Source organism: Streptococcus oralis SK304 (assembly GCF_000287715.1).
Lineage (GTDB): Bacteria > Bacillota > Bacilli > Lactobacillales > Streptococcaceae > Streptococcus > Streptococcus oralis_Y.
In genome coordinates this window covers 99907-120437 of the sequence record NZ_ALJN01000016.1, presented here as the reverse complement: position 1 = coordinate 120437, position 20531 = coordinate 99907, and the positions used below count along the sequence as shown (strand labels likewise).

General features: G+C 42.4%; 22 protein-coding genes. 4 read left to right on the top strand and 18 right to left on the bottom strand.

The features are described from left to right. Positions 1-11 precede the first annotated feature (11 nt). The 10 genes from HMPREF1125_RS07520 to miaA form a co-directional block, all read right to left on the bottom strand. The gene (locus tag HMPREF1125_RS07520; RefSeq protein ID WP_001014338.1) at positions 12-761 is read right to left on the bottom strand and encodes a hypothetical protein; all 750 of its coding nucleotides are present in this window, start codon (positions 759-761) and stop codon (positions 12-14) included. Continuing rightward, positions 758-1345: an SMI1/KNR4 family protein gene (locus tag HMPREF1125_RS07515; RefSeq protein ID WP_001175982.1), complete on the bottom strand. Its 588-nt coding sequence runs from the start codon at positions 1343-1345 to the stop codon at positions 758-760. The genes HMPREF1125_RS07520 and HMPREF1125_RS07515 overlap by 4 nt, the downstream gene beginning before the upstream one ends. 44 nt (positions 1346-1389) lie before the next feature. Beyond that, positions 1390-2454, bottom strand: coding sequence for an ankyrin repeat domain-containing protein (locus HMPREF1125_RS07510; protein ID WP_001085628.1), 1065 nt, complete (start codon positions 2452-2454; stop codon positions 1390-1392). Positions 2455-2456: 2 nt separating this feature from the next. Continuing rightward, positions 2457-2894 carry a hypothetical protein gene (locus HMPREF1125_RS07505; RefSeq protein ID WP_000394428.1) on the bottom strand — a complete coding sequence of 146 codons (438 nt, stop codon included), beginning with the start codon at positions 2892-2894 and terminating at the stop codon, positions 2457-2459. Positions 2895-2912: 18 nt separating this feature from the next. Further along, a complete protein-coding gene (locus HMPREF1125_RS07500) occupies positions 2913-3482 on the bottom strand; it encodes a hypothetical protein (protein ID WP_000422114.1) in 570 nt (189 codons plus the stop codon). Positions 3483-3684: 202 nt separating this feature from the next. Then, entirely contained in the window at positions 3685-4440 is a 756-nt protein-coding gene (locus HMPREF1125_RS07495) for an SDR family NAD(P)-dependent oxidoreductase (protein WP_001259187.1), read from the bottom strand. Between the two features lie 20 nt (positions 4441-4460). Continuing rightward, on the bottom strand, positions 4461-5390 hold the full coding sequence (rnz, locus tag HMPREF1125_RS07490; RefSeq protein WP_000354325.1) for a ribonuclease Z: 930 nt from the start codon (positions 5388-5390) through the stop codon (positions 4461-4463). Positions 5391-5404: 14 nt separating this feature from the next. After that, complete coding sequence (locus tag HMPREF1125_RS07485) at positions 5405-6028, bottom strand: hypothetical protein (RefSeq protein ID WP_000129693.1); 624 nt, start codon at positions 6026-6028, stop codon at positions 5405-5407. Beyond that, complete coding sequence (gene hflX, locus HMPREF1125_RS07480; RefSeq protein ID WP_000573164.1) at positions 6021-7259, bottom strand: GTPase HflX; 1239 nt, start codon at positions 7257-7259, stop codon at positions 6021-6023. The genes HMPREF1125_RS07485 and hflX overlap by 8 nt, the downstream gene beginning before the upstream one ends. Continuing rightward, on the bottom strand, positions 7252-8136 hold the full coding sequence (gene miaA / locus HMPREF1125_RS07475) for a tRNA (adenosine(37)-N6)-dimethylallyltransferase MiaA (protein WP_000850167.1): 885 nt from the start codon (positions 8134-8136) through the stop codon (positions 7252-7254). Before miaA ends, hflX begins: the two co-directional genes overlap by 8 nt. A gap of 120 nt (positions 8137-8256) precedes the next feature. Between miaA and HMPREF1125_RS07470 the strand changes: the two genes are divergently transcribed. Continuing rightward, positions 8257-8427: a DUF3042 family protein gene (locus HMPREF1125_RS07470; protein ID WP_001051782.1), complete on the top strand. Its 171-nt coding sequence runs from the start codon at positions 8257-8259 to the stop codon at positions 8425-8427. A 73-nt stretch (positions 8428-8500) separates the two neighbouring features. Here the strand turns inward: HMPREF1125_RS07470 and HMPREF1125_RS07465 are convergent, their stop codons facing one another. Further along, on the bottom strand, positions 8501-8944 hold the full coding sequence (locus HMPREF1125_RS07465) for a flavodoxin (RefSeq protein ID WP_001162124.1): 444 nt from the start codon (positions 8942-8944) through the stop codon (positions 8501-8503). A gap of 103 nt (positions 8945-9047) precedes the next feature. Here HMPREF1125_RS07465 and HMPREF1125_RS07460 point away from each other — a divergent pair, with 103 nt between their 5' ends. Beyond that, positions 9048-9983 (top strand): DHH family phosphoesterase, encoded by a 936-nt coding sequence (locus tag HMPREF1125_RS07460; protein ID WP_000405930.1) that lies wholly within the window; start codon positions 9048-9050, stop codon positions 9981-9983. A 95-nt stretch (positions 9984-10078) separates the two neighbouring features. After that, positions 10079-10321: a type B 50S ribosomal protein L31 gene (locus HMPREF1125_RS07455; protein WP_000710762.1), complete on the top strand. Its 243-nt coding sequence runs from the start codon at positions 10079-10081 to the stop codon at positions 10319-10321. Positions 10322-10444: 123 nt separating this feature from the next. Here the strand turns inward: HMPREF1125_RS07455 and HMPREF1125_RS07450 are convergent, their stop codons facing one another. The 7 genes from HMPREF1125_RS07450 to HMPREF1125_RS07420 all read right to left on the bottom strand — a co-directional run bounded on the left by HMPREF1125_RS07450 (position 10445) and on the right by HMPREF1125_RS07420 (position 19594). Then, on the bottom strand, positions 10445-11779 hold the full coding sequence (locus tag HMPREF1125_RS07450) for an Nramp family divalent metal transporter (protein ID WP_000100446.1): 1335 nt from the start codon (positions 11777-11779) through the stop codon (positions 10445-10447). A 220-nt stretch (positions 11780-11999) separates the two neighbouring features. Then, positions 12000-15176 (bottom strand): carbamoyl-phosphate synthase large subunit, encoded by a 3177-nt coding sequence (gene carB, locus HMPREF1125_RS07445; protein ID WP_001126421.1) that lies wholly within the window; start codon positions 15174-15176, stop codon positions 12000-12002. 442 nt (positions 15177-15618) lie between these two features. Beyond that, positions 15619-16698, bottom strand: a complete 1080-nt coding sequence (locus HMPREF1125_RS07440; RefSeq protein WP_000166845.1) for a carbamoyl phosphate synthase small subunit — start codon at positions 16696-16698, stop codon at positions 15619-15621. Positions 16699-16747: 49 nt separating this feature from the next. Next, positions 16748-17671 (bottom strand): aspartate carbamoyltransferase catalytic subunit, encoded by a 924-nt coding sequence (locus HMPREF1125_RS07435; RefSeq protein WP_001293824.1) that lies wholly within the window; start codon positions 17669-17671, stop codon positions 16748-16750. Positions 17672-17689: 18 nt separating this feature from the next. Continuing rightward, complete coding sequence (gene pyrR, locus HMPREF1125_RS07430; RefSeq protein WP_000850018.1) at positions 17690-18211, bottom strand: bifunctional pyr operon transcriptional regulator/uracil phosphoribosyltransferase PyrR; 522 nt, start codon at positions 18209-18211, stop codon at positions 17690-17692. A 210-nt stretch (positions 18212-18421) separates the two neighbouring features. Further along, positions 18422-19051, bottom strand: a complete 630-nt coding sequence (gene nth / locus HMPREF1125_RS07425; protein ID WP_000244431.1) for an endonuclease III — start codon at positions 19049-19051, stop codon at positions 18422-18424. Further along, the gene (locus HMPREF1125_RS07420; RefSeq protein WP_000773192.1) at positions 19052-19594 is read right to left on the bottom strand and encodes a YceD family protein; all 543 of its coding nucleotides are present in this window, start codon (positions 19592-19594) and stop codon (positions 19052-19054) included. It lies immediately after the preceding gene. A gap of 168 nt (positions 19595-19762) precedes the next feature. Between HMPREF1125_RS07420 and HMPREF1125_RS07415 the strand changes: the two genes are divergently transcribed. Next, positions 19763-20092 carry a hypothetical protein gene (locus tag HMPREF1125_RS07415; protein ID WP_000389554.1) on the top strand — a complete coding sequence of 110 codons (330 nt, stop codon included), beginning with the start codon at positions 19763-19765 and terminating at the stop codon, positions 20090-20092. Positions 20093-20531: the final 439 nt, after the last annotated feature.

The following is a 20531-nucleotide window of genomic DNA, read 5'->3' as shown; positions in this document are numbered from 1 at the left end:
CTCCTAATCCATCACCACTCGTTGATGGCAAATAGAATGGCTGATCTAATATTTCTTAGCAATTGATCTGAAAGTTCATCGTATACTTGACCCAGTCCCTTATCTTGCGCCAACCATCCTGGCTCATCATTCCAGGAGCCCATTGCTCCAAAAACATCCGCTGCACTTGCAGCTCTAAATATATTTTGATTTTGTGGCGGAATTTTAGGTTCCTCTAGCACCTTAGCAGCATCAAGGTCAAGTAGATAGTTTCTAGCAGAGTGAAAGACTTTGGCAAAGTTGTCACATTCAATTTTAATTGCTAGATTTTCTATACGAGTCAATATGTCCTTAAATTCTTCGATATTATTTTCATAGTGGGGAATGTCTTGAGAAGACCTTTCCCATTCATACTCGGTGTAGGTAACATCCCAGCCCCTACCTGCGGAAGCAGCTTCCCAATTTGGTAGGAAATAACTTGCCTTCCCATCTTTATAAAAACAGAGAATTGAACTCTGTGTCGTATTGGAGAAACCTAAAATACCTCTGTCATTTACTGAGATAGGGCAAAATAATTTTAAGTCCTTCAAACCTTTTTCCTTAAGATTTTCAAACCAATCAGATACAGATAGTTCTATAACTTCCCCTTTTTCTGACGGCAAAATTTGAAAGCTCAACTTATTTGTATATTTTTCAGGCTTATAGCATATTTCTTTACCACTTTTTAAAGCCTTCCTAGCTGCTGCCACGATACAGGCTATTTGGTACATTTGTCCATTCATATGATCTCATCCATTATCCCTTCAATCAGATTTGTAAGGCTTTCAGCCGCATAGATCACCTGGTCAGGATCATGGATGTAGCAAATAATCTGCCCTTCCTGACCCTCCTGGTCTGGATCAAAATCCAGCATAAGATAACAAGAGTCACAATACTGGGCAAAAGGAAGCCATTTTTTATTAAAAAGATAGGGCTTAATTCTACTATCACGCATATTTTTTAGATCTTGACTAGAAAAATAGTCAGAAAATTCTGTTAACAGAGCATTCCTATTTTGAAAGTACTGTTTACAAGTTTCAATTTCCTGCAGACTCATGAGAGAAAAAGTTAAATCTCTCTGGTCAATTACACAAGGTAAAATAGAGAGGTATTTACTCCCATTTTTATAGCTATAGAGCTCTTTGAAGTCACTAGGTAGACGAATGCCAAATATTTCCTCAAAGGTTTGAAGCTCTTCCTCAGAAGCACCAGAAATGCCCTGATAATCTTCCAGATATCCTTCCTCTACAGGATCATCCAAATCCCAGTCTTCAAAACACTCACAAATATAAGTTTCTATTTTTTTAACTTGGTCAATTAGTTGCATCATTTCACCATGATTTCTTTATTTTATCTGTCTTCCAATGCTTTTTAACGCTTATAACTTGTTTTTTCTAGGAGAAGGGGTTCAGGATTTTGCTTAATCCAAGCAATAGCTAGCTGACACAGGCGGTCTAGGCGAGGCTCATCATCAAAATCTTTCCCATGAACTTGAGCAATAAGCTCTTTAGTCTCTTCTAATTCTTGATCTGAAAGGGGGATTCCTAGAGACAAGTATTGAGGGAGAGTTTGAAGCATTTTTCTATAGTCCCTGTCCCAGTTGACCCCACCATTGCGATCCAGTTCATCTCGAACTCTGCCTGGTATACGAATAACTTCTCCCTGAACAGTTTTGGCTGCTCCACTTGAAGGAATCAAGAAAGACCATAGTTCCTCATATTGCTCCTCCCAGCTACCTTCTTTTACGAGAATCGGAGAAACTCCATCGTGGGTTATTCGTTTTTCTACAGGCTTGACATCGAAGAGCTCATAGAGCTTCGTTAAGCCTTTATCTGCAGCCTCTATGTAGTCAGGATGGATACTTTCCCGATGAAATTCAAAATCCTTGCCAATATTTTCAACCTTTTCTTTCATAGCAGATGTTTTCTTAGCACCAGCCTCTAATAACATAGAGGCAATTTCAGCAGTTTGGGCAATATAGATTCCCCGGCAGACCATCAAGACTGAAGCAAGTGGAGTTCTTCCCATATCATTCTCTACATTGACATTAGCACTCTTCTCAAGCAAGCATTTGACTGTCTTAGGATGGAAAAACTCAGCTGCCACATGTAAAGGTGTCTCGCCATAGGTATTGGGTTTCCCAATGTCTGCACCCAATTCGAGCAATAGTTTTACAGTATCTCTTCCCATGGTTGCCTGACGATACAAAGGAGTCGCTCCATAATAATCAGGGATATTGATATCTAGGCCCTTTTCTACCAGCCAGATAACCAATTCATCCGGGACTCCTCCCATATGCAGAGGTGTACATAAGCTAAATCTTCCATCATGAGCGGTTAATTCACAACGATCATAGACTGCTTTAAGGGCTTCAATATTTCCTTTATCCATTAAATCCTTAAACTCTTTTGGTAATGTAACTCTTTTCTTTGCCATTTTTAGTTTCTTTCTTCTGATTCAGCATCTAGGGCAAGCCAATGAAGTTTGTCAACCGTTTTCAAAGTCAGGACTTGTCCATCATAATCATTTTTCAACTCAAGACCGTTTTGCTCAATAGATATATGATTGTACCAGTGGTCTAGGCTGGCGTATTCCCCCGTATGAATGTTGATGAGTATGCTCGTTATGGGATTCCAAGTCCCTTTCTTAACTGTTTCTGCTAAGAGGTAGTAAGCATCTAAAAATATGAGATTTCTCCCATAAATCCAAAAGGGCAGATCAAGCCCCAACAAAGGCAACTTGGCAGAAAAAATCTCATCACCGTGTGGTGGAACGGTTTCATAATGAAATTCTATCTCACTGCCATAATAGGCAATCAGGGCTCCCTGACATCCGATATTTTGAGGAATCCCTTCCTCAGCTACAATAAATTCCATGACCTGCTCCTTCTATTTTCAATCATAAAACCCGACCAGACTCTGCCAAAATATCAAACTGGACGCATGACCTATTCTAGTCATCAAGCGGATGAAGTCACTTTCACAACCCTTCCAAACTGCAGATTGGGCCGTTCCCATGGCTCTAACAAATGCTAGAAAATCTGGTGTCAGCCATATTTTTTCATCATAGTTCATCTCTGCATCAAGAGCATAGACCGCCCCAGATTGACAATCCAGCAAAATAGTGTAGGGATCTCCATTTGCAATGATGATCAAGCCTCTTTCTTGTAGAGTCGAGTAATCGTGGTATTCCAAATTGCGATTGATTAGCCAAGTAAGACTAGTGTCGTCCCCATATCCAAACTGGTAACTTAAAAAACCGACCTGCTCCCAGTTATAGGCCAGAATATACTTCCTAAAAATCGGATCCAAATCTTGTATTTGCAGTTGTTTTTTCAAACGATCCAGTTCAGACACAGGCACTTCAGTATGGCTCAGGACAATTCCTTCTCTTATCTCAGGGTCAAGCCCTTGTATTGCTTCCTCAATAATGGAAATAATTTGGTCAATTGTCAATAATTCCATTGTCAACCTCCGGCTATACATAGGGCATTATCTAGGGTAAGCTAGCTGGTTTGGGACTTCATTTATCTAATGAACTTTCTTATCTCAATTATACTCCAAAACTATCAAATAGAGATAAACTACCAGTATTTTCAGGGATTATTTTTGATCAACAACTTCTCCTTATTAAAGCAAAAAGCCATTCCTCAAGGGAACAGCTTTCTCACTTATAATTAAAGGTTTCTCCAGCCAACTTATCAGCTAACTTGGGAAAGAGGCTATAAAATTTGTGGGCTACATTGAGCGAAAGAGGAAGATTGAGTTCTCGTTTGTTTTTTCCTATGGTCTTGACGATTTTTTTAGCAACCGCATCTGGTTCTAAGAGAAATCGGTCAACCGACTTGAGGTAGCTACCATCTGGGTCTGCCTGGTCAAAAAAGGCAGTACGAATCGGTCCTGGATTAACCGTCGTTACATAGACATCATAGGGCATGAGTTCGAGGCGCAGAGCATTTGAAAATCCAATAGCCGCAAACTTGGTCGCCGAGTAGAGACTGGACTTGCTAGTCGCTATCAAACCTGCCATGCTGACAATATTGATGATATGCCCTTTTCCTCTCTCCTTCATGCGAGCTCCAAGACGACGAGACAGATTCATCAGAGCAAATGTATTAACCTCAAACATCTGGTGAATGTCTTGAGCAGAAATCTGGTCAAACTCTTCAAAAATACCATAACCAGCATTGTTAATCAAGACATCAATCTTGCCATAACGGAGATAGAGGTCAGCGACCAGAGCTTCTAGGGCTGACTCATCAGTAATGTCGATTTCAATCCATTCCACATTAGGATGATTCCCGTAGAGTTGTGCCAGTTTTTCCTTGTTTCTACCTAGCAAGATCAGTTGGTCATTTGGCAAGAGTTTGACCATTTCTTGGGCTAATCCACCGCTAGCTCCGGTAATGAGAATAGTACGCATACTTATCCTTTCTCAATCTTCTAGATTTCCACTTCTTCCAAGTCTTTAACCACATGGACATTCTCAAAAATACTAGCTGCATCTTTCTTAAGCTGGCTGATATCTTTTGAGAGGAAGCGAGCACTGATATGATTGAGCAAGAGGCGCTTAGCACTGGCTTCTGCTGCTACTTGTGCTGCCTGCATATTGGTTGAGTGACCGTGATTGCGAGCAATTTTTTCATCTCCCTTGCCATAAGTCGACTCATGGATAAGGACATCGGCATTGACAGCTAAACGCACACTAGCATTGGTTTTTCGGGTGTCACCCAGAATAGTAATAATCTTACCCGGACGGGGAGCTGAGATATAGTCTGCCGCCTTGATTTCAGTCCCATCATCCAAAACAACATCCTGGCCGTTTTTGATTTTTCCAAAAAGCGGACCAAATGGGACACCAGCAGCCTTGAGCTTCTCAGCATCCAAGGTTCCTTCCAAGTCCTTTTGCATGACACGATAGCCAACACAGAAAATAGTGTGATCCAGCTCCTCTGCATACACAGTGAATTTATCGGTTTCAAGGATTTTCCCTAGAGAATCTTGGTCAAACTCATGAAAATAAATGCGGTAAGGCAGACGAGAACCTGACACACGTAAACTAGTTAAGACAAAGGACTTGATCCCTTGCGGTCCATAGATGTCCAAATCTGTCTGCTCTTCATTGGCCTGAAAGGCACGACTAGAAAGGAAGCCTGGCAAGCCAAAGATATGGTCTCCATGCAGGTGAGTGATAAAGATTTTGCTGACCTTACGTGGTCGAATCGTGGTTTCCAGAATGCGATTTTGCGTTCCTTCTCCACAGTCAAAGAGCCAAACTTCGTTAATCTCATCCAAGAGTTTCAGGGCGAGACTTGAGACGTTGCGGGCTTTAGAGGGCTGACCAGCCCCCGTTCCTAAAAATTGAATATCCATTTGATACTTTCTAATTAATCAATATATAACATGGCTGTGCGGTTTTCCGATCGGAAATAGCGCTTGCCAGAAAAAGCAACAGCTTCTTGTAATAAATCCTCTTGGCTATAGCCTTTGAGACGCTTGCGACCATCAGCTAAACTTTCCAAATCTGTCAAAGCTGTGAGACTCTCCACACTAACAACTTCTTCGTCTCCGGCATCCTTCATGTAAATCTTTCCAGACTCTTCAAAGACGAGCTGATGGGGGAAAATTTGCGCAATCTCAAAAAGCAAGTCATCCGATATTACCTCTTCATTTTCAGAGAAAATTCGCCCCAAGCCCTCACTCTCATAGCAAAATCCAAAAGATTTGCCAGATAAATTAAGACGAATGAAAGGCTTATTTTCAAAGGTGAAACTTGGCTCAGCATTGTAGAGGTTCAGTTCCTGACTGAGTTCTGCAAAATAATCCGTCGCAGCATCAGGACTCTTTTTCTGGTAGAGTTCAGCAAAGTAAGCATTGACTACACTCGGAGGAGGGGTGATGAGAGCCAACTGCTCTTGTTCTGTTTTGCCAGCTAGAAGTTGATCCAGATAGACCTTATCCAGACTTGTATAGCCCCCATATTTTAGAGCCAAGGTTTTAATATCAGTCATAAAATTCCTCTAACCTCCATTTATTTTTCTCCGAAATATAGCCTGTAATCACTTCACCGTCATCTTGATAGTCGCGCTCTTCCAGAACCGCTACACTTTCCAAATCATGAATCTTGTAGGATTTCGAAAAAGGTACTCGCAGGGTAAATGCTTCAAAAATATCCTTGATTTTCTCTAAAAATAAAGCCTGCAATTGCTCACGACTATCCTCAGACTTGGCAGAAATGAGGGCATAAGGTGTTTGAGTAGGCGTGAAATCCTCCACCAAATCCACTTTATTATAAAGGGTCAAGCGAGGAATGTCCTCCATGTCCAAATCTTTCATGATAGACAGAACCGTTTTTTCATGCTCCTCGTGGTAAGGATTGCTGGCATCGATGACATGCACCAGAAGGTCCACATGCTTGCTTTCTTCCAAGGTTGACTTAAAACTGGACACCAATTCTGTTGGCAAATCTTGGATAAAGCCAACGGTATCAGTCAAGGTTACCTGTAGATTCCCACCAAGATGGATACTCTTTGTCGTCGCATCCAGGGTCGCAAATAGCTCATCTGCCTCATATTGGGTCTTACTGGTCAAGGTGTTCATGATGGTTGATTTCCCAGCATTGGTGTAACCAATCAAACCAATCTTAAAGGTGCTTGACTCCAGACGCTTTTCTCTGACTGTTGCTCGATTCTTCTCAACCACCTTAAGCTGTCTCTCGATATCCGTAATTTGGTTTCGAACACTACGACGATTCAGTTCCAGCTGGCTTTCACCAGGTCCACGGGAACCAATTCCCCCAGCCTGACGACTGAGCATGATTCCTTGACCAACCAAGCGAGGCAAGAGATATTTGAGCTGGGCCAGGTGGACTTGGAGTTTCCCTTCATGGCTTCGAGCCCGCATAGCAAAGATATCCAAAATCAACTGCATACGGTCAATCACCTTGACACCCAGAACTTCTTCTAGATTGACATTTTGCCGTGGAGTCAGACGGTTGTTGACAATGACAGTGCTAATTTCTTCCGCATCTACCATGAGTGCAATCTCTTCCAGCTTACCAGAGCCGACGAAGGTCTTGGAATCATATTTTTCACGTTTCTGTCTGTAGCTGTCAACTACAACAGCACCAGCTGTCTTAGCTAGACTGGCCAACTCTTCCATGGACAGGTCAAAATTATCCATGCCCTGCAGTTCAACACCAATTAGCAGGACCCGTTCTTCTTTTTTCTCCGTTTCAATCATTTAAAAACTCCTCAATCTGGCTTAGAATACGCCCCTTCACGCCAGACTCTCCTATCTGATAAAAGGTCACCTGCATGCGATTACGGAACCAGGTCAACTGACGCTTGGCAAAACGACGGGTAGCCTGTTTGAGACTCTCACTAGCTTCCTCTAAAGTCTGCTCCCCACGGAAATATGGAAATAGTTCCTTGTAGCCAATTCCTTTGGCTGCCTGCGCATCAGGGTAATGGTCAAAAAGCCACTTGGCCTCATCCAAAAGCCCAGCCTCAAACATCAGATCCACTCGGTGGTTGATACGCTCATAGAGTTGACTGCGTTCATCATCCAAGCAGATAATCAACGGTTGATACAAGGTCTCTTGATTTTCCAAATCCTGAGCAAAATGGGCGATTTCCAAGGCCCGCATAGCACGACGACGGTTAAACTGGGGAATTTCAAGGCCTGCTTGTTCCACAAGATGGGCTAATTCTTCATCTGAATAAGACTCTAAACTAGCGCGATAGGCTAAAATATTTTCATGAGGTGTTTCCCCACCTAAATGATAGCCCTCTAGTAAACTCTGGATATAAAGTCCGGTACCTCCCGCTATAATAGCAAGCTTGCCACGACTTTGAATATCCTCAATAGCCTTCTTAGCTTCCGAAACAAAATCAAAAGCCGAGTAAGACTCGGTCACCTCTCTGACATCAATCAAATGATGAGGAACTGCAGCTTGCTCCTCTGGGCTAGCCTTGGCCGTCCCAATATCTAACCCTCTGTATACTTGCTGACTGTCACCGCTGACCACCTCTCCACCAAAGCGCTTGGCCACTTCAATAGCAAGGGCTGTCTTCCCAACAGCAGTCGGTCCAACAATCACAATTATTTTTGTTTTCATCTTTTTTCCTTGAAAAATTCCCATTTTTTCGTTACTATTATTATATCACAAAAAGGTCAGTCAGAAAAATGCTACCTCTTGAGGAGCCTGACTGTTCGGGAAGATAAAGGAGGAAGACTCATGGCTAAAGGATTCGCTAAAGGTCTTGTAACAGGTGTCGCAGGAACTGTCGCTGCCGTTGCAGGTGCGGTATACGCAATTAAAAAGAAAGTGATTGAGCCAGAAGAGCAAAAAGCAGCTTTCATCGAAGAAAACCGCAAAAAGGCAGCTCGCCGTCGCGTATCACATTAATATACAAAAGAAGTTGAGATTTCTCAACTTCTTTTGTATATTAATGTGACTTCCAGTCAGCGCAGCTTGATTCTTATCCTACTTTTGCAGCCAATTCTTCTGCGAATTGTTCCAAGCGTTCGATGTCCTCATCTTCGGCAGACAGATCCACTTTAACACACTCTGAACCTTTTTCTGCTCCTGTCGCTACAAAAACGCGATCAAAGTCATCAACAGCCTTACAGAATTCGTCGTAGAAGGTATCTCCTGAACCGACCACTCCGTAGATTTTGCCATTCAAGTTGAGATCTGCTAGGTCTTCGTAGAAGTCCATCATCTCATCTGGCAATTCTCCATCTCCGTAGGTGTAAGTCGCAACGATTGCGATATCCGCTTCCAAGAAGTCTGAAGCGTCAACAGTCGTACATTCATCCACATCGACATCCAAGCCCAAGTCACGTAATTTGTCTGCTACAATATCTGCAATTTCTTCGGTATTACCGGTCATACTGGCAAATACAATTTTTGCTAATGCCATATCGTCCTCCTCAATTTATCTTTCTCCATTATATCACATCTTTTTCATTTTAAAAATAAAAATTCTTGTGCTACAATGAAATGAGAAAGAATTGAGGTTATTTATGGAAATTCGCCAGCAAATATTAGAGAAAATCAAAGAATACGATACCATTATCATTCACCGTCATATGAAACCAGATCCTGATGCCATAGGGAGTCAAGTGGGCTTGAAAGCTCTTCTCACACACCATTTTCCAGAAAAGACTATCAAAGCAGTCGGTTTTAACGAACCAACTCTAACTTGGATGGCGGAAATGGATACTGTCCAAGATAGTGACTACCAAGGAGCCCTTGCTATTATTTGTGATACAGCGAATCGTCCTCGTATCGATGATAAACGCTATGAACAAGCTGCTTTCACCATCAAAATCGATCACCATCCAAATGATGATATCTATGGTGACCTATCTTGGGTGGATACAAGTTCAAGCAGTGCCAGTGAGATGATTGCTCTATTTGCTCAAGAAAACCAACTAACTTTGTCTAGCGAAGCGGCACGACTTCTCTATGCAGGAATTGTCGGAGACACAGGGCGTTTTCTCTACCCGTCAACTAGTGCCCGTACCTTTAGAATAGCTAGCCAGCTCCGAGAAATTGATTTTGACTTTGCTGGATTGTCTCGTCAAATGGATACCGTGAGCTTCAAGATTGCAAAACTGCAAGGGTATGTCTATGATCATTTAGAAGTTGATGAGAATGGAGCTGCACGCGTTCTGCTTACTCAAGACATCTTGGAAAAATATAAGGTTACGGATGCTGAAACGGCTGCGATTGTCGGAGCACCTAGTCGAATTGATACTGTTAAGGCTTGGGCCATCTTTGTTGAGCAAGTTGACGGTCACTTCCGTGTGCGTATGCGCAGTAAAATCACCCCTATCAATGAAATTGCCAAAGAACACGACGGAGGAGGACATCCATTAGCTAGTGGCGCCAATTCCTATAGTCTAGAAGAAAACGAAATCATCTATCAAAAGTTAAAAAACTTGCTTAAAAACTGATAAAATACTTGCCAAACTTTTCAGAATCTGATAGACTAGTATGGTAACAATCTATGGCTCGCAAAGAGACCATGGCAGAAAGGAAATATTGCAAAATGAAAAAAGATATCCATCCAGAATATCGCCCAGTTGTCTTCATGGACACAACTACTGGTTACAAATTCCTTAGCGGTTCAACTAAACGCTCTAACGAAACTGTTGAGTTCGAAGGCGAAACTTACCCATTGATCCGTGTGGAAATTTCATCAGACTCACACCCATTCTACACTGGACGTCAAAAGTTCACTCAAGCAGATGGACGCGTGGATCGTTTCAACAAAAAATACGGTCTCAAATAATCATAAAAAGAACAGTTACCACTGTTCTTTTTTTTTACTTCTTTTTATGTTTTAATGAACCAACCACTACTATTATCTCAATATCATGCTTCAAGCTAGTACCGAAAACTAATTTGAACAAGTTTAAAAAATATCAAAAAGAAGTTTGATATTGAGAATGGTTAAGATAATGGAAACTGCGTAACCTAGGATTGTGTTCCACTTGGCATTGGTGAATTCTCCCATCAGTGACTTTTTAGAGGTTAGATAAATCAAGGGGAAAATTGAAAACGGAAGAGCGATTGAAAGAAAGACCTGTGAATAGACCAATAACTGATCCAAGGTTTTTTCTTGATGCCCAAATAAAACGGCGACTATAATCACAGGTAGCAAGGCAAAAATACGGGTACCGATACGGATAAGCCACTGAGGCAATCTTAGATGTAAGAAACCTTCCATGACAATCTGTCCTGTCAAAGTGCCTGTAATGGTCGAATTCTGGCCACTTGCTAGGAGAGCTAGAGCAAATAAAGTTGACAGAGTTGAACTGGCTATCGCTCCTGCTATCGTCGAATCCTGTAAAGCATTGTACATTTGGGAGAAAGCTGAAATTTCAGATGCATGACCAAAAAAGAGGGAGGCACCTAAAATAAGAAGCAAGGAATTGACAATAAAGGCTAGAGACAACTGAAGATTTGAATCCCAGGTCATAAAGCGAACTGCTTTTCGAATATCCTTCTTATCTTTGTGATTGATTTTCCTTGTTTGGGATAGAGAGGAATGGAGATAGAGATTATGAGGCATGACTGTCGCACCTACAATCCCTAGAGCCAAGGTCAATTGACTTTCATGACCCGGTAACGGTGTTTCAAATAAAGTTGAAGTTGGCAAATAACCACCAATGATCCCCTGGATACTTGGATTGGATAAGGCCACAAGATAGGTAAAGATGGCTAATATGGTTAAAATAAGGGTCGTAACAATAGATTCAATTTTTTTGAAACCAAATTTCATCAACAACAACAAAAGAAACACATCTAAAACGGTTAAGAGGATAGCAATCATAATCGGTATTTTAAACAAAAGATTTAAGGCAATCGCTGAACCTAGAACCTCAGCCAAGTCTGTCGCCATTAAAGCTAATTCTAAAATCACCCACAAACTATAGCGAAGCCACTTGGGAGCATGATGAGCTGTGGCCTGCGCTAGGTCCATCCTAGTCACGATACCGAGCTTTCCAGCCATCTGTTGTAGCTGCATAGCAATGATGGATGAAATTAAAATAACAAATAAAAGGCTGTACTTGTAGGAGGCACCACCAACCACACTGGTGATCCAGTTTCCTGGATCCATGTAGCCAACTGCCACAAGTGCACCAGGTCCTAAGAATGCTTTTAGATTTTGCCAAAAATGATTGTTATTTGGAATCTCAATAGATTGATTGATCTCAGAAAGAGAGACTTTTTCATAAGAGGACATAGGGATTTCCCACTTTCTAATCTGTCTTTACATATTTCTTAATAGAATATTTTTTGAAAGAATGATGAAAATAGTTTACCTATTTCCAATTCACCCTTATTATATCACATTTTAGAATGATTCCTAATAAAAGAAATGATAGTTGAAATAGGCAATATCAGTATTGTAAAAGCCAGCGTTTTTTGACGCTGGCTTTAAAACTGTAAAAAATATTTCTCAACTAGATCGCTTCTGTGACAAAACTACGGCTTTCAAGCACCTTAAGCATGGCATTAGCTGTATCTAGGGCTGTAAAGAGTGGCACACCGTGTTCAATGGCTGAACGGCGGATTTGCTCACCATCTTCGTCAGCAGTTCGTTTGGTTCCGACAGTATTGATGATCGCTTGGATTTTTCCTTTACGGACATAGCTTGGGATATCCTGTTCATCGTCTCCAATCTTACCAACAGGTTGGGCTTCGAGTCCATGACTGGCAAAGAAGGTTGCTGTCCCTTCTGTTGCGAGGATACCATAACCGATATTTTGGAAACGACGAGCCAAGTCCAAGGCCTCTTCTTTGGCATCATCAGCGATGGTAAAGACCACATTTCCAAAGGTTGGCAAGTGAAGATAAGAAGCTTCAAAAGCCTTGTACAAAGCTTTTTCAAGAGTTGTATCAGAACCCATGACTTCCCCTGTTGACTTCATTTCAGGCCCGAGCAAGCTATCTACCTTAGCTAGTTTCGTAAAGGAGAAGACTGGCGCCTTGATATGAACGCGAGTGCTTTCTGGATAAAGTCCATCTTGGTAACCAAGTTCTTCAAGGCTTTGACCAAGAATGAGCTTGGTCGCTACCTGAGCCATAGGAATATTAGTTACCTTAGAAAGGAATGGCACCGTACGGCTGGCACGTGGATTGACCTCAATAACATAGACTTTTTCGTCCTTGATGACAAACTGGATGTTCATCATCCCAAGACAGTTAAGGCCGATTGCTAGGCGTTTGGTATAGTCTGCGATGGTTTCCTGCACCTTTTGAGACAAGGTTTGTGGTGGGTAAACGGCCATTGAGTCACCTGAGTGGACACCGGCACGTTCGATGTGCTCCATGATACCAGGGATAAGGACATTTTCTCCGTCTGAGATAGCATCAACTTCGCACTCTTGTCCAACGATGTATGAATCTACAAGGACAGGATGGTCAGGACTAGCCTTAACCGCTGTACGCATATAAGAACGAAGATCTTCTTCGTTTTCCACGATTTCCATAGCACGTCCACCCAAGACATAAGATGGGCGAACGAGGACTGGGAAGCCAATCTTGCGAGCTGCAAGCACGGCTTCTTCTTCATTTGTAGCCGTTTGTCCTGGTGGCTGTGGAATATCCAAGTCTTTAAGCGCTTGTTCAAAGAGGTCACGATCTTCGGCGCGGTCTAGATCAGCAACTTGTGTACCAAGTATGGTCACACCTGCTTTTGCCAAAGGCTCCGCAAGGTTGATGGCTGTTTGACCACCGAACTGAACGATAACCCCTTTTGGTTGCTCCAAGTCAATAACATTCATAACATCTTCAAAAGTTAATGGCTCAAAGTAGAGCTTATCAGATACCGAGAAGTCTGTAGAAACGGTCTCTGGGTTTGAGTTCATGATGATGGCTTCGTAACCAGCTGCTTGGATAGCCTTAACAGAGTGAACGGTTGCGTAGTCAAACTCAACCCCTTGACCGATACGGATTGGACCTGAACCTAGGACAAGAACGGATTCCTTTTCAGATTTGATAGACTCATTTTCCCAGCCATAGGTTGAATAGAAGTATGGTGTTTCAGAGTCGAACTCTGCCGCACAGGTATCGACCATCTTGTAAACTGGGACAATCTTGTTTTCCAAGCGAAGTTGACGAACTTGGTCAGCTGTCGTTTTCCAGAGTTCAGCAATCTTACGGTCTGAGAAACCATTGAGTTTGGCTGTTTTCAAGATTTCTAAATCTTGTGGATGGGCACCCAATTCCTGCTCAATTTCAAAGATGTGCAAGAGTTTATCCAGATAGAAGATATCAATCTTAGTCAATTCAGCAATTTCTTCTGGAGTATAGCCACGGCGAATGGCTTCTGATACGTAGAAGAGACGGTCATCTTGGGCTTTAACAACTTTTTCAATCAAGGCATCATCTGATACAGATGAAAGCTCTGGCATTTCATTGTGGTGCACCCCAATTTCAAGGGAACGACAAGCTTTAAGAAGTGATTCCTCGATGTTACGACCAATTGCCATAACTTCCCCAGTTGCCTTCATCTGGGTACCAAGACGACGCTCACCTTTTTCAAACTTGTCAAATGGGAAACGTGGAATCTTAGCAACGACGTAGTCAAGGGCTGGTTCAAACATGGCATAGGTTGAACCTGTAACTGGGTTAATCACTTCATCCAAGGTCAACCCTACCGCAATCTTGGCAGCCAATTTGGCGATTGGGTAACCCGTCGCCTTAGAAGCAAGGGCTGACGAACGCGATACACGAGGGTTTACTTCGATAACATAGTACTTGAAACTATGGGGGTCAAGGGCCAGCTGAACGTTACACCCACCTTCAATCTTGAGAGCGCGGATAATGCTCAAGCTCGCGTCACGTAGCATTTGGTTTTCATAGTCTGACATGGTTTGCGCAGGGGCGAATACGATGGAATCCCCTGTGTGAATCCCCACTGGGTCAAAGTTTTCCATGTTACAAACAACGAGGGCATTGTCAGCTGAATCGCGCATGACTTCGTACTCGATTTCTTTGAAACCTGCGATTGAACGTTCAATCAAACATTGGGTAACAGGTGACAATTTCAACCCATTTTCAGCGATTTCACGTAGTTCTTCCTCGTTGGCACACATACCACCACCAGTACCACCTAGGGTAAAGGCTGGACGGACAATGACTGGGTATCCAATTGTCGCTGCAAAGGCAACTGCTTCTTCTACTGTGTTGACAATTTCAGATTCAGGGATGGGTTGCTCAAGCTCTTCCATCAATTGTTTAAAGAGGTCACGGTCCTCAGCTTGGTCGATGGCCGATAATTTAGTACCCAGAAGTTCGACACCAAGCTCATCTAGAATACCGTTTTTAGATAATTCCATGGCCATATTGAGCCCTGTTTGACCACCAAGAGTTGGAAGCAAAGCATCTGGGCGTTCCTTACGGAGAATACGTGTCACAAACTCCAGTGTAATCGGTTCGATGTAGACCTTGTCCGCAATCTCCTTGTCCGTCATGATGGTTGCAGGGTTTGAGTTTACCAAGACAACTTCATAACCTTCTTCTTTCAAAGACAAGCAGGCCTGGGTCCCAGCGTAGTCAAACTCAGCAGCCTGACCAATAATAATCGGACCAGAACCAATCACCATAATTTTTTGAATATCAGTACGTTTAGGCATAGTTTATGATACAAAGCCCGTAAAGAACACAGGGAAAATAGGAAACTCGGTGCAGACGCCTTTAGCGTCAAAACGACGTTTATCTTTTTCACACAGTTCTTAGGGCGTGTTCACTTCCGCGAACAATGTATCTTCTCCTTTCTATTCGGCAACTCTCTGGTTGCCATTAAATAAGTTCTCCGACGATTTTTTAGAGAAACGATATTTTTCGATAAAAAATCTAGTGCAGGGAGTTTTTAGTTCGCCCAATAGCGACTAAAAGAAACGACCTGCCTTTCTATTCGTCGCCTCACAGGGTGACATTAAATAAGATACAAAGGACGATAAGAAAGCGACTGAATTTTAGGAAACCAAGGATAGAAATCCTTCCTTGGTTTATCTAAATTCCGAGCTTTCCGTCCGTGTTCAATTCCATAAATTCTCCGACAAGTCTTACTCGTTCTTAGTTTGATTGTTTAAAGGCTTCCATCATCTCGATAAATTCGTCAAATAGGTAGCTTGCGTCGTGTGGACCAGGAGCTGCGTCTGGGTGGAATTGTACAGAAAAACCTGGTTGGTATCTGTGGCGAACTCCTTCAACTGATTTATCATTGATTTCTTCGTGGGTAATGATCAAATGATCTGGCAAGTCCTCACGGCTAACTGCATAACCGTGGTTCTGGCTGGTGAAGTCTATACGGCCTGTAGCAATCTCACGTACCGCGTGGTTAAATCCGCGGTGACCAAATTTCATCTTGTATGTCTTAGCCCCATTTGCCATGGCAAAGAGTTGGTGTCCCATACAAATTCCGAAAATTGGAATTTTCCCTTGCACACCACGAATCATGTCCAGTGCTTCTGGAACATCTTCTGGGTTACCTGGACCATTTGACAACATAACTCCGTCAGGATTGAGGTGGAGAATTTCTTCCGCCGTTGTTGAATACGGAACGACGGTCACATTACAGTTGCGTTTGGAAAGTTCACGTAGGATTGAGTGCTTAAGACCAAAATCCACTAGCACCACGCTCAAACCAACTCCAGGAGCTGGATATGATGTTTTAGTAGAAACCTGCTTGATATTGTCTGTCGGCAGGACTGTTGCTTGAAGCTGGTCAGTCACATGGTCCATACTGTCTCCAACATGAGTCAAGGTTGCACGCATAGTACCGTGCTTACGAATAATCTTGGTAAGTGCACGCGTATCAATTCCTGAAATCCCTGGAATTTTCTTGGCTTTCAAAAATTCATCCAAGGTCATTTGGTTGCGCCAGTTGCTAGCTCGACGTGCTTCTTCAAAAACGACAACTCCCTTACAAGTCGGAATAATGGATTCGTAATCATCACGATTAATTCCATAATTTCCCACCAAAGGATAAGTAAAGGTCAAGATTTGTCCATTATAAGACTGGTCTGTAATGGACTCTTGGTAGCCGGTCATCCCTGTGTTAAAGACGATTTCGCCTGTTACATCAATATCTGCTCCGAAGGCCTTGCCCTCAAAAACTGTGCCATCTTCTAATACTAGAAGTCTTTTTGTCATATTTTCACCTCTCGTGGACGCTCACTGGCGTCTTTTAACGTCCTGTGTTTTAGTTGGCGTTTCTACTCGCCAATACGGATTCTAAGATTGCCATTCGAACAAAGACACCGTTGGTCATTTGTTGGACAATGCGTGATTTTGGAGCTTCAACCAAGTGATCAGCAATTTCCACATCTCGATTAACTGGAGCAGGATGCATAATGATTGCTGTTTCTTTTAAGCGATTATAGCGTTCTTGGTTCAAACCGTGTTGAGCATGGTAGTCTTCTTTTGAAAAGACTGCTCCACTATCATGGCGTTCATGTTGAACGCGGAGCAACATCAAAACATCCACCTGATCAACAATCTCATCAATAGTTACAAACTGTCCATAGTCCGCAAACTCTTGACTTCTCCATTCCTCAGGTCCTGCAAAGAAAAGTTCAGCTCCCAAGCGTTTCAAAATTTGCATATTGGATTTGGCAACACGTGAATGATCCAAGTCACCTGCAATAGCAACCTTGAGACCCTCAAAGTGACCAAATTCCTCATAAATGGTCATCAAATCAAGCAGGCTCTGACTAGGGTGTTGACCTGAACCATCTCCACCATTGATAATGGAAGTCGTAATCGATGGACTCGCAATCAGTTCTTTATAATAATCGACCTCTGGGTGGCGAATCACGCAGACATCAACTCCTAGCGCAGACAAGGTTAGGATTGTGTCATACAGTGTCTCACCCTTGTTTACTGAGCTGGTCTTCACATCAAAGTCCAGTCGCTCCAGCCCTAGCTTAATCTCTGCCACTTCAAAAGATTTATGCGTCCGTGTAGAATCTTCAAAGAAAAGATTGGAAACAATCGGATGGTCTTCATAAGGAAGCTGGGCTCCGTTTTTAAACTCAATCCCTCGTTTGATCAATTTCATCACTTGATCAACAGTGAGGTCTTCCATGGAAACCACATGGTTCAATGCTTGTTGATTTTCTGACATGGCTACTCCTTCAGCTTTCTAAGCTTCTTCAGTAATCAGAACTCTGTCTTGGCCATCAAGTTCTGTCATCTCTACGATGATTTCTTCAGAACGACTGGTTGGGATATTTTTCCCAACGTAATCTGGACGGATAGGCAATTCTCTATGTCCACGATCTACTAGCACCGCAAGACTCACGCGCGCAGGACGACCATGTCCGACAATGTTATCGATAGCAGCACGGATGGTACGGCCTGTATAGAGTACATCATCCACCAAGATAACTTCACGGTCTGTCACATCAACAGAAATCAAAGAAGTATCTTCTCCGCTTTTAACATCATCACGGAAAGGTTTGGTGTCCAATTCCACAACAGGAACAGTGATGTTTTCCAACTGCTCCAAACGTTCTTTGATACGATGAGCGATGAAAACACCTCGCGTTTTTATCCCAGCTAGGATAATTTTATTCAAATCTTTATTGCGCTCAATAATCTCATAAGTAATTCGCGTAATCGCTCGTTTGACAGTCAATTCATCTACAACTTCTTTTGTCTTCATGACAAACCTCCAAAAAGAAAAGTCTCCTTCTACAAGGAGACTTGAAATGTATAGCCAAGCGAGCCCTACTGTAAACAGTATAGACTTCACCCTTCTACTTTATCGCGCTCCTTGCCTGCCTCACGGGACAGGTTTAAAGGACTATTTAGTTATCATTTACTATAGCACAAAGCACCCTTAAAATCAAGCAAAAACTTTTTCAGAGTCCCCTTAAACATTACTAAAATCATATAATTGGGGATAGTGGGCACATTCTGGATTTTTGGGATGGCAGATAGCTCGTCCAAAGTAAATCATGGCCTGGTGGGCTGCTAACCATTCTTCTGGTGGCAGAACGTCCATGACACGTTTTTCTACTTCAAGTGGCGTAGCTGATTTTTTAACGATATCGTGATGCTTACAGATACGCTCCACATGAGTGTCCACTGCAAAAGCTGGAATTCCAAAGCCCACGCTCATGACGACATTTGCTGTTTTGCGACCAACACCAGCTAGACTTTCTAATTCCTCTCGAGTCTGAGGCACTTGACCGTCAAAATCGTCTAGTAACTGTTGGGCACATTTTTTAAGGAATTTAGCCTTATTTCGATACAGTCCCAGGCGAGAAATGTGTGAAGCAATTTCACTCTCTGTCGCTACAGACATGGCTTGTGGCGTTGGAAAGGCCGCAAAGAGACCTGGTGTGGCCTTATTTACCGCTGCATCTGTGGTCTGGGCTGACAGCATCACTGCAACCAGTAGTTCAAAATGATTGCGAAAATCTAGACTTGGTTTCGCATCTGGGAAAAGGGCAATGATTTCCTCTATGACATGACGGGCACGTTTCTTGGATAAAACCATCTACTCGTCTCCATTAAATAGTCCTTGTAAACCTGCAAAAGGACTGTTTTCTTCTTTCTTGACTGCTTGTTGGGCTTGGTATTCTTCCTCAGTCATGATTTGCCAGTCATTTCCTGACACAAATCCTTGGCCCGCCTCTTCTTCTGCCGTCAAGACCTTGATTGGGATATTGAGCAAGATATTATCTGCTACGCTCTCAGCAAGGTCGATTTCCCCATTTTCGATAGGCAAGACCAAGTCATCATCTAGAACTTCCTGGTCTAGTTGATTGGTTGCTCCTTCCATGAAAACCTCTGTCACTGGATAAGACTCTGCCAACTCAACTGGCTCCATACTGCGGCTGGAAGCAAGAACAATGGTATATGACAACTGATAGTCTAAAAAATACAGACGGTCTTCATACTGCACCTTCCCCACTGCAAGGATATCTTTGACATCTAAAATCTCTTGATTTCGTTTACGCAAGTCTGCTGCCAGGTCTAAAGCTTGTTCAAAGTGTAGACCTTCAGGCTGCTTACGAATTTCTTGAATATTTAACTTCATATTTCCTCCATAAAGATGTACTCACTTGATTATACCATGAAAAGGCTATAAATCAGCTTTCCAAACTTTGATATTAAAACCTCATTTTTTAACATATTTACTATGACATATTTTCTATTTAGTGCTATACTATAGGCAAGAATACACCAGAGCAGGGAGGATGCTCATATGGAAGACAAAGCACTCATCACTGAAGCTTACCAACTACTTTCCGAGTTAAATAAAAGCTACCAAAGCTGTAAACAAGGTACAACCGATGATTTCCGTCTACAAGAACTGCTAAATACTACTCTGCAAGAGCTTAAAAAAGCAGAAAAGTTGGATAATAGTATCTTAATCGACCTTGAGAAATTTTACCAACGTACCAGTCTATTGATTGGACTTGGTAGTCTAAAACTAAACGATCAAGCACGCACCGCTTGGCGCAACTATGACAAGTTCCATTACCAGCATGTCAAACACGTACTGACTCTCTATGGACCTGTTTTCGGATTCTGATACTTTTCGAAAATCTCTTCAAACCACGTCAGCTTCGCCTTGCCGTTGGTATGGGTTACTGACTTCGTCAGCTCTATCTGCAACCTCAAAGCTGTGCTTTGAGCAGTCTTCGGATCGCTTCCTAGTTTGCCCTTTGATTTTCATTGAGTATAAAAACTAGAATTTCCTGTTTTCTATTGACAAAATTTCCTCAAAAGTATAGGATAGAGGTACTAATACTCGGAGGTAAGGGAGACATGAACAACTAAGTCTATCAAATAAAGAACCTTTATTTAGTAGATCTTGTTTTTGTCTCTTTTTGCATGCTCTTTTTATACTAGATTTTCTAGTATCTTGTCCCCATTGAAAATCAAAAAAACTAGAAAGCTAACCGTCTGCTCCTTTTAGGTTGGGGTAGGCAGCTCCAAGCTAGTTTGACGACCTTTTCAACGAGGATAAT

Coding starts and splice junctions, on each gene's coding strand:
- HMPREF1125_RS07520 (WP_001014338.1), bottom strand. CDS start 761: ATGAATGGACAAATGTACCAAATAGCCTGTATCGTGGCAGCAGCTAGG.
- HMPREF1125_RS07515 (WP_001175982.1), bottom strand. CDS start 1,345: ATGCAACTAATTGACCAAGTTAAAAAAATAGAAACTTATATTTGTGAG.
- HMPREF1125_RS07510 (WP_001085628.1), bottom strand. CDS start 2,454: ATGGCAAAGAAAAGAGTTACATTACCAAAAGAGTTTAAGGATTTAATG.
- HMPREF1125_RS07505 (WP_000394428.1), bottom strand. CDS start 2,894: ATGGAATTTATTGTAGCTGAGGAAGGGATTCCTCAAAATATCGGATGT.
- HMPREF1125_RS07500 (WP_000422114.1), bottom strand. CDS start 3,482: ATGGAATTATTGACAATTGACCAAATTATTTCCATTATTGAGGAAGCA.
- HMPREF1125_RS07495 (WP_001259187.1), bottom strand. CDS start 4,440: ATGCGTACTATTCTCATTACCGGAGCTAGCGGTGGATTAGCCCAAGAA.
- rnz (WP_000354325.1), bottom strand. CDS start 5,390: ATGGATATTCAATTTTTAGGAACGGGGGCTGGTCAGCCCTCTAAAGCC.
- HMPREF1125_RS07485 (WP_000129693.1), bottom strand. CDS start 6,028: ATGACTGATATTAAAACCTTGGCTCTAAAATATGGGGGCTATACAAGT.
- hflX (WP_000573164.1), bottom strand. CDS start 7,259: ATGATTGAAACGGAGAAAAAAGAAGAACGGGTCCTGCTAATTGGTGTT.
- miaA (WP_000850167.1), bottom strand. CDS start 8,136: ATGAAAACAAAAATAATTGTGATTGTTGGACCGACTGCTGTTGGGAAG.
- HMPREF1125_RS07470 (WP_001051782.1), top strand. CDS start 8,257: ATGGCTAAAGGATTCGCTAAAGGTCTTGTAACAGGTGTCGCAGGAACT.
- HMPREF1125_RS07465 (WP_001162124.1), bottom strand. CDS start 8,944: ATGGCATTAGCAAAAATTGTATTTGCCAGTATGACCGGTAATACCGAA.
- HMPREF1125_RS07460 (WP_000405930.1), top strand. CDS start 9,048: ATGGAAATTCGCCAGCAAATATTAGAGAAAATCAAAGAATACGATACC.
- HMPREF1125_RS07455 (WP_000710762.1), top strand. CDS start 10,079: ATGAAAAAAGATATCCATCCAGAATATCGCCCAGTTGTCTTCATGGAC.
- HMPREF1125_RS07450 (WP_000100446.1), bottom strand. CDS start 11,779: ATGTCCTCTTATGAAAAAGTCTCTCTTTCTGAGATCAATCAATCTATT.
- carB (WP_001126421.1), bottom strand. CDS start 15,176: ATGCCTAAACGTACTGATATTCAAAAAATTATGGTGATTGGTTCTGGT.
- HMPREF1125_RS07440 (WP_000166845.1), bottom strand. CDS start 16,698: ATGACAAAAAGACTTCTAGTATTAGAAGATGGCACAGTTTTTGAGGGC.
- HMPREF1125_RS07435 (WP_001293824.1), bottom strand. CDS start 17,671: ATGTCAGAAAATCAACAAGCATTGAACCATGTGGTTTCCATGGAAGAC.
- pyrR (WP_000850018.1), bottom strand. CDS start 18,211: ATGAAGACAAAAGAAGTTGTAGATGAATTGACTGTCAAACGAGCGATT.
- nth (WP_000244431.1), bottom strand. CDS start 19,051: ATGGTTTTATCCAAGAAACGTGCCCGTCATGTCATAGAGGAAATCATT.
- HMPREF1125_RS07420 (WP_000773192.1), bottom strand. CDS start 19,594: ATGAAGTTAAATATTCAAGAAATTCGTAAGCAGCCTGAAGGTCTACAC.
- HMPREF1125_RS07415 (WP_000389554.1), top strand. CDS start 19,763: ATGGAAGACAAAGCACTCATCACTGAAGCTTACCAACTACTTTCCGAG.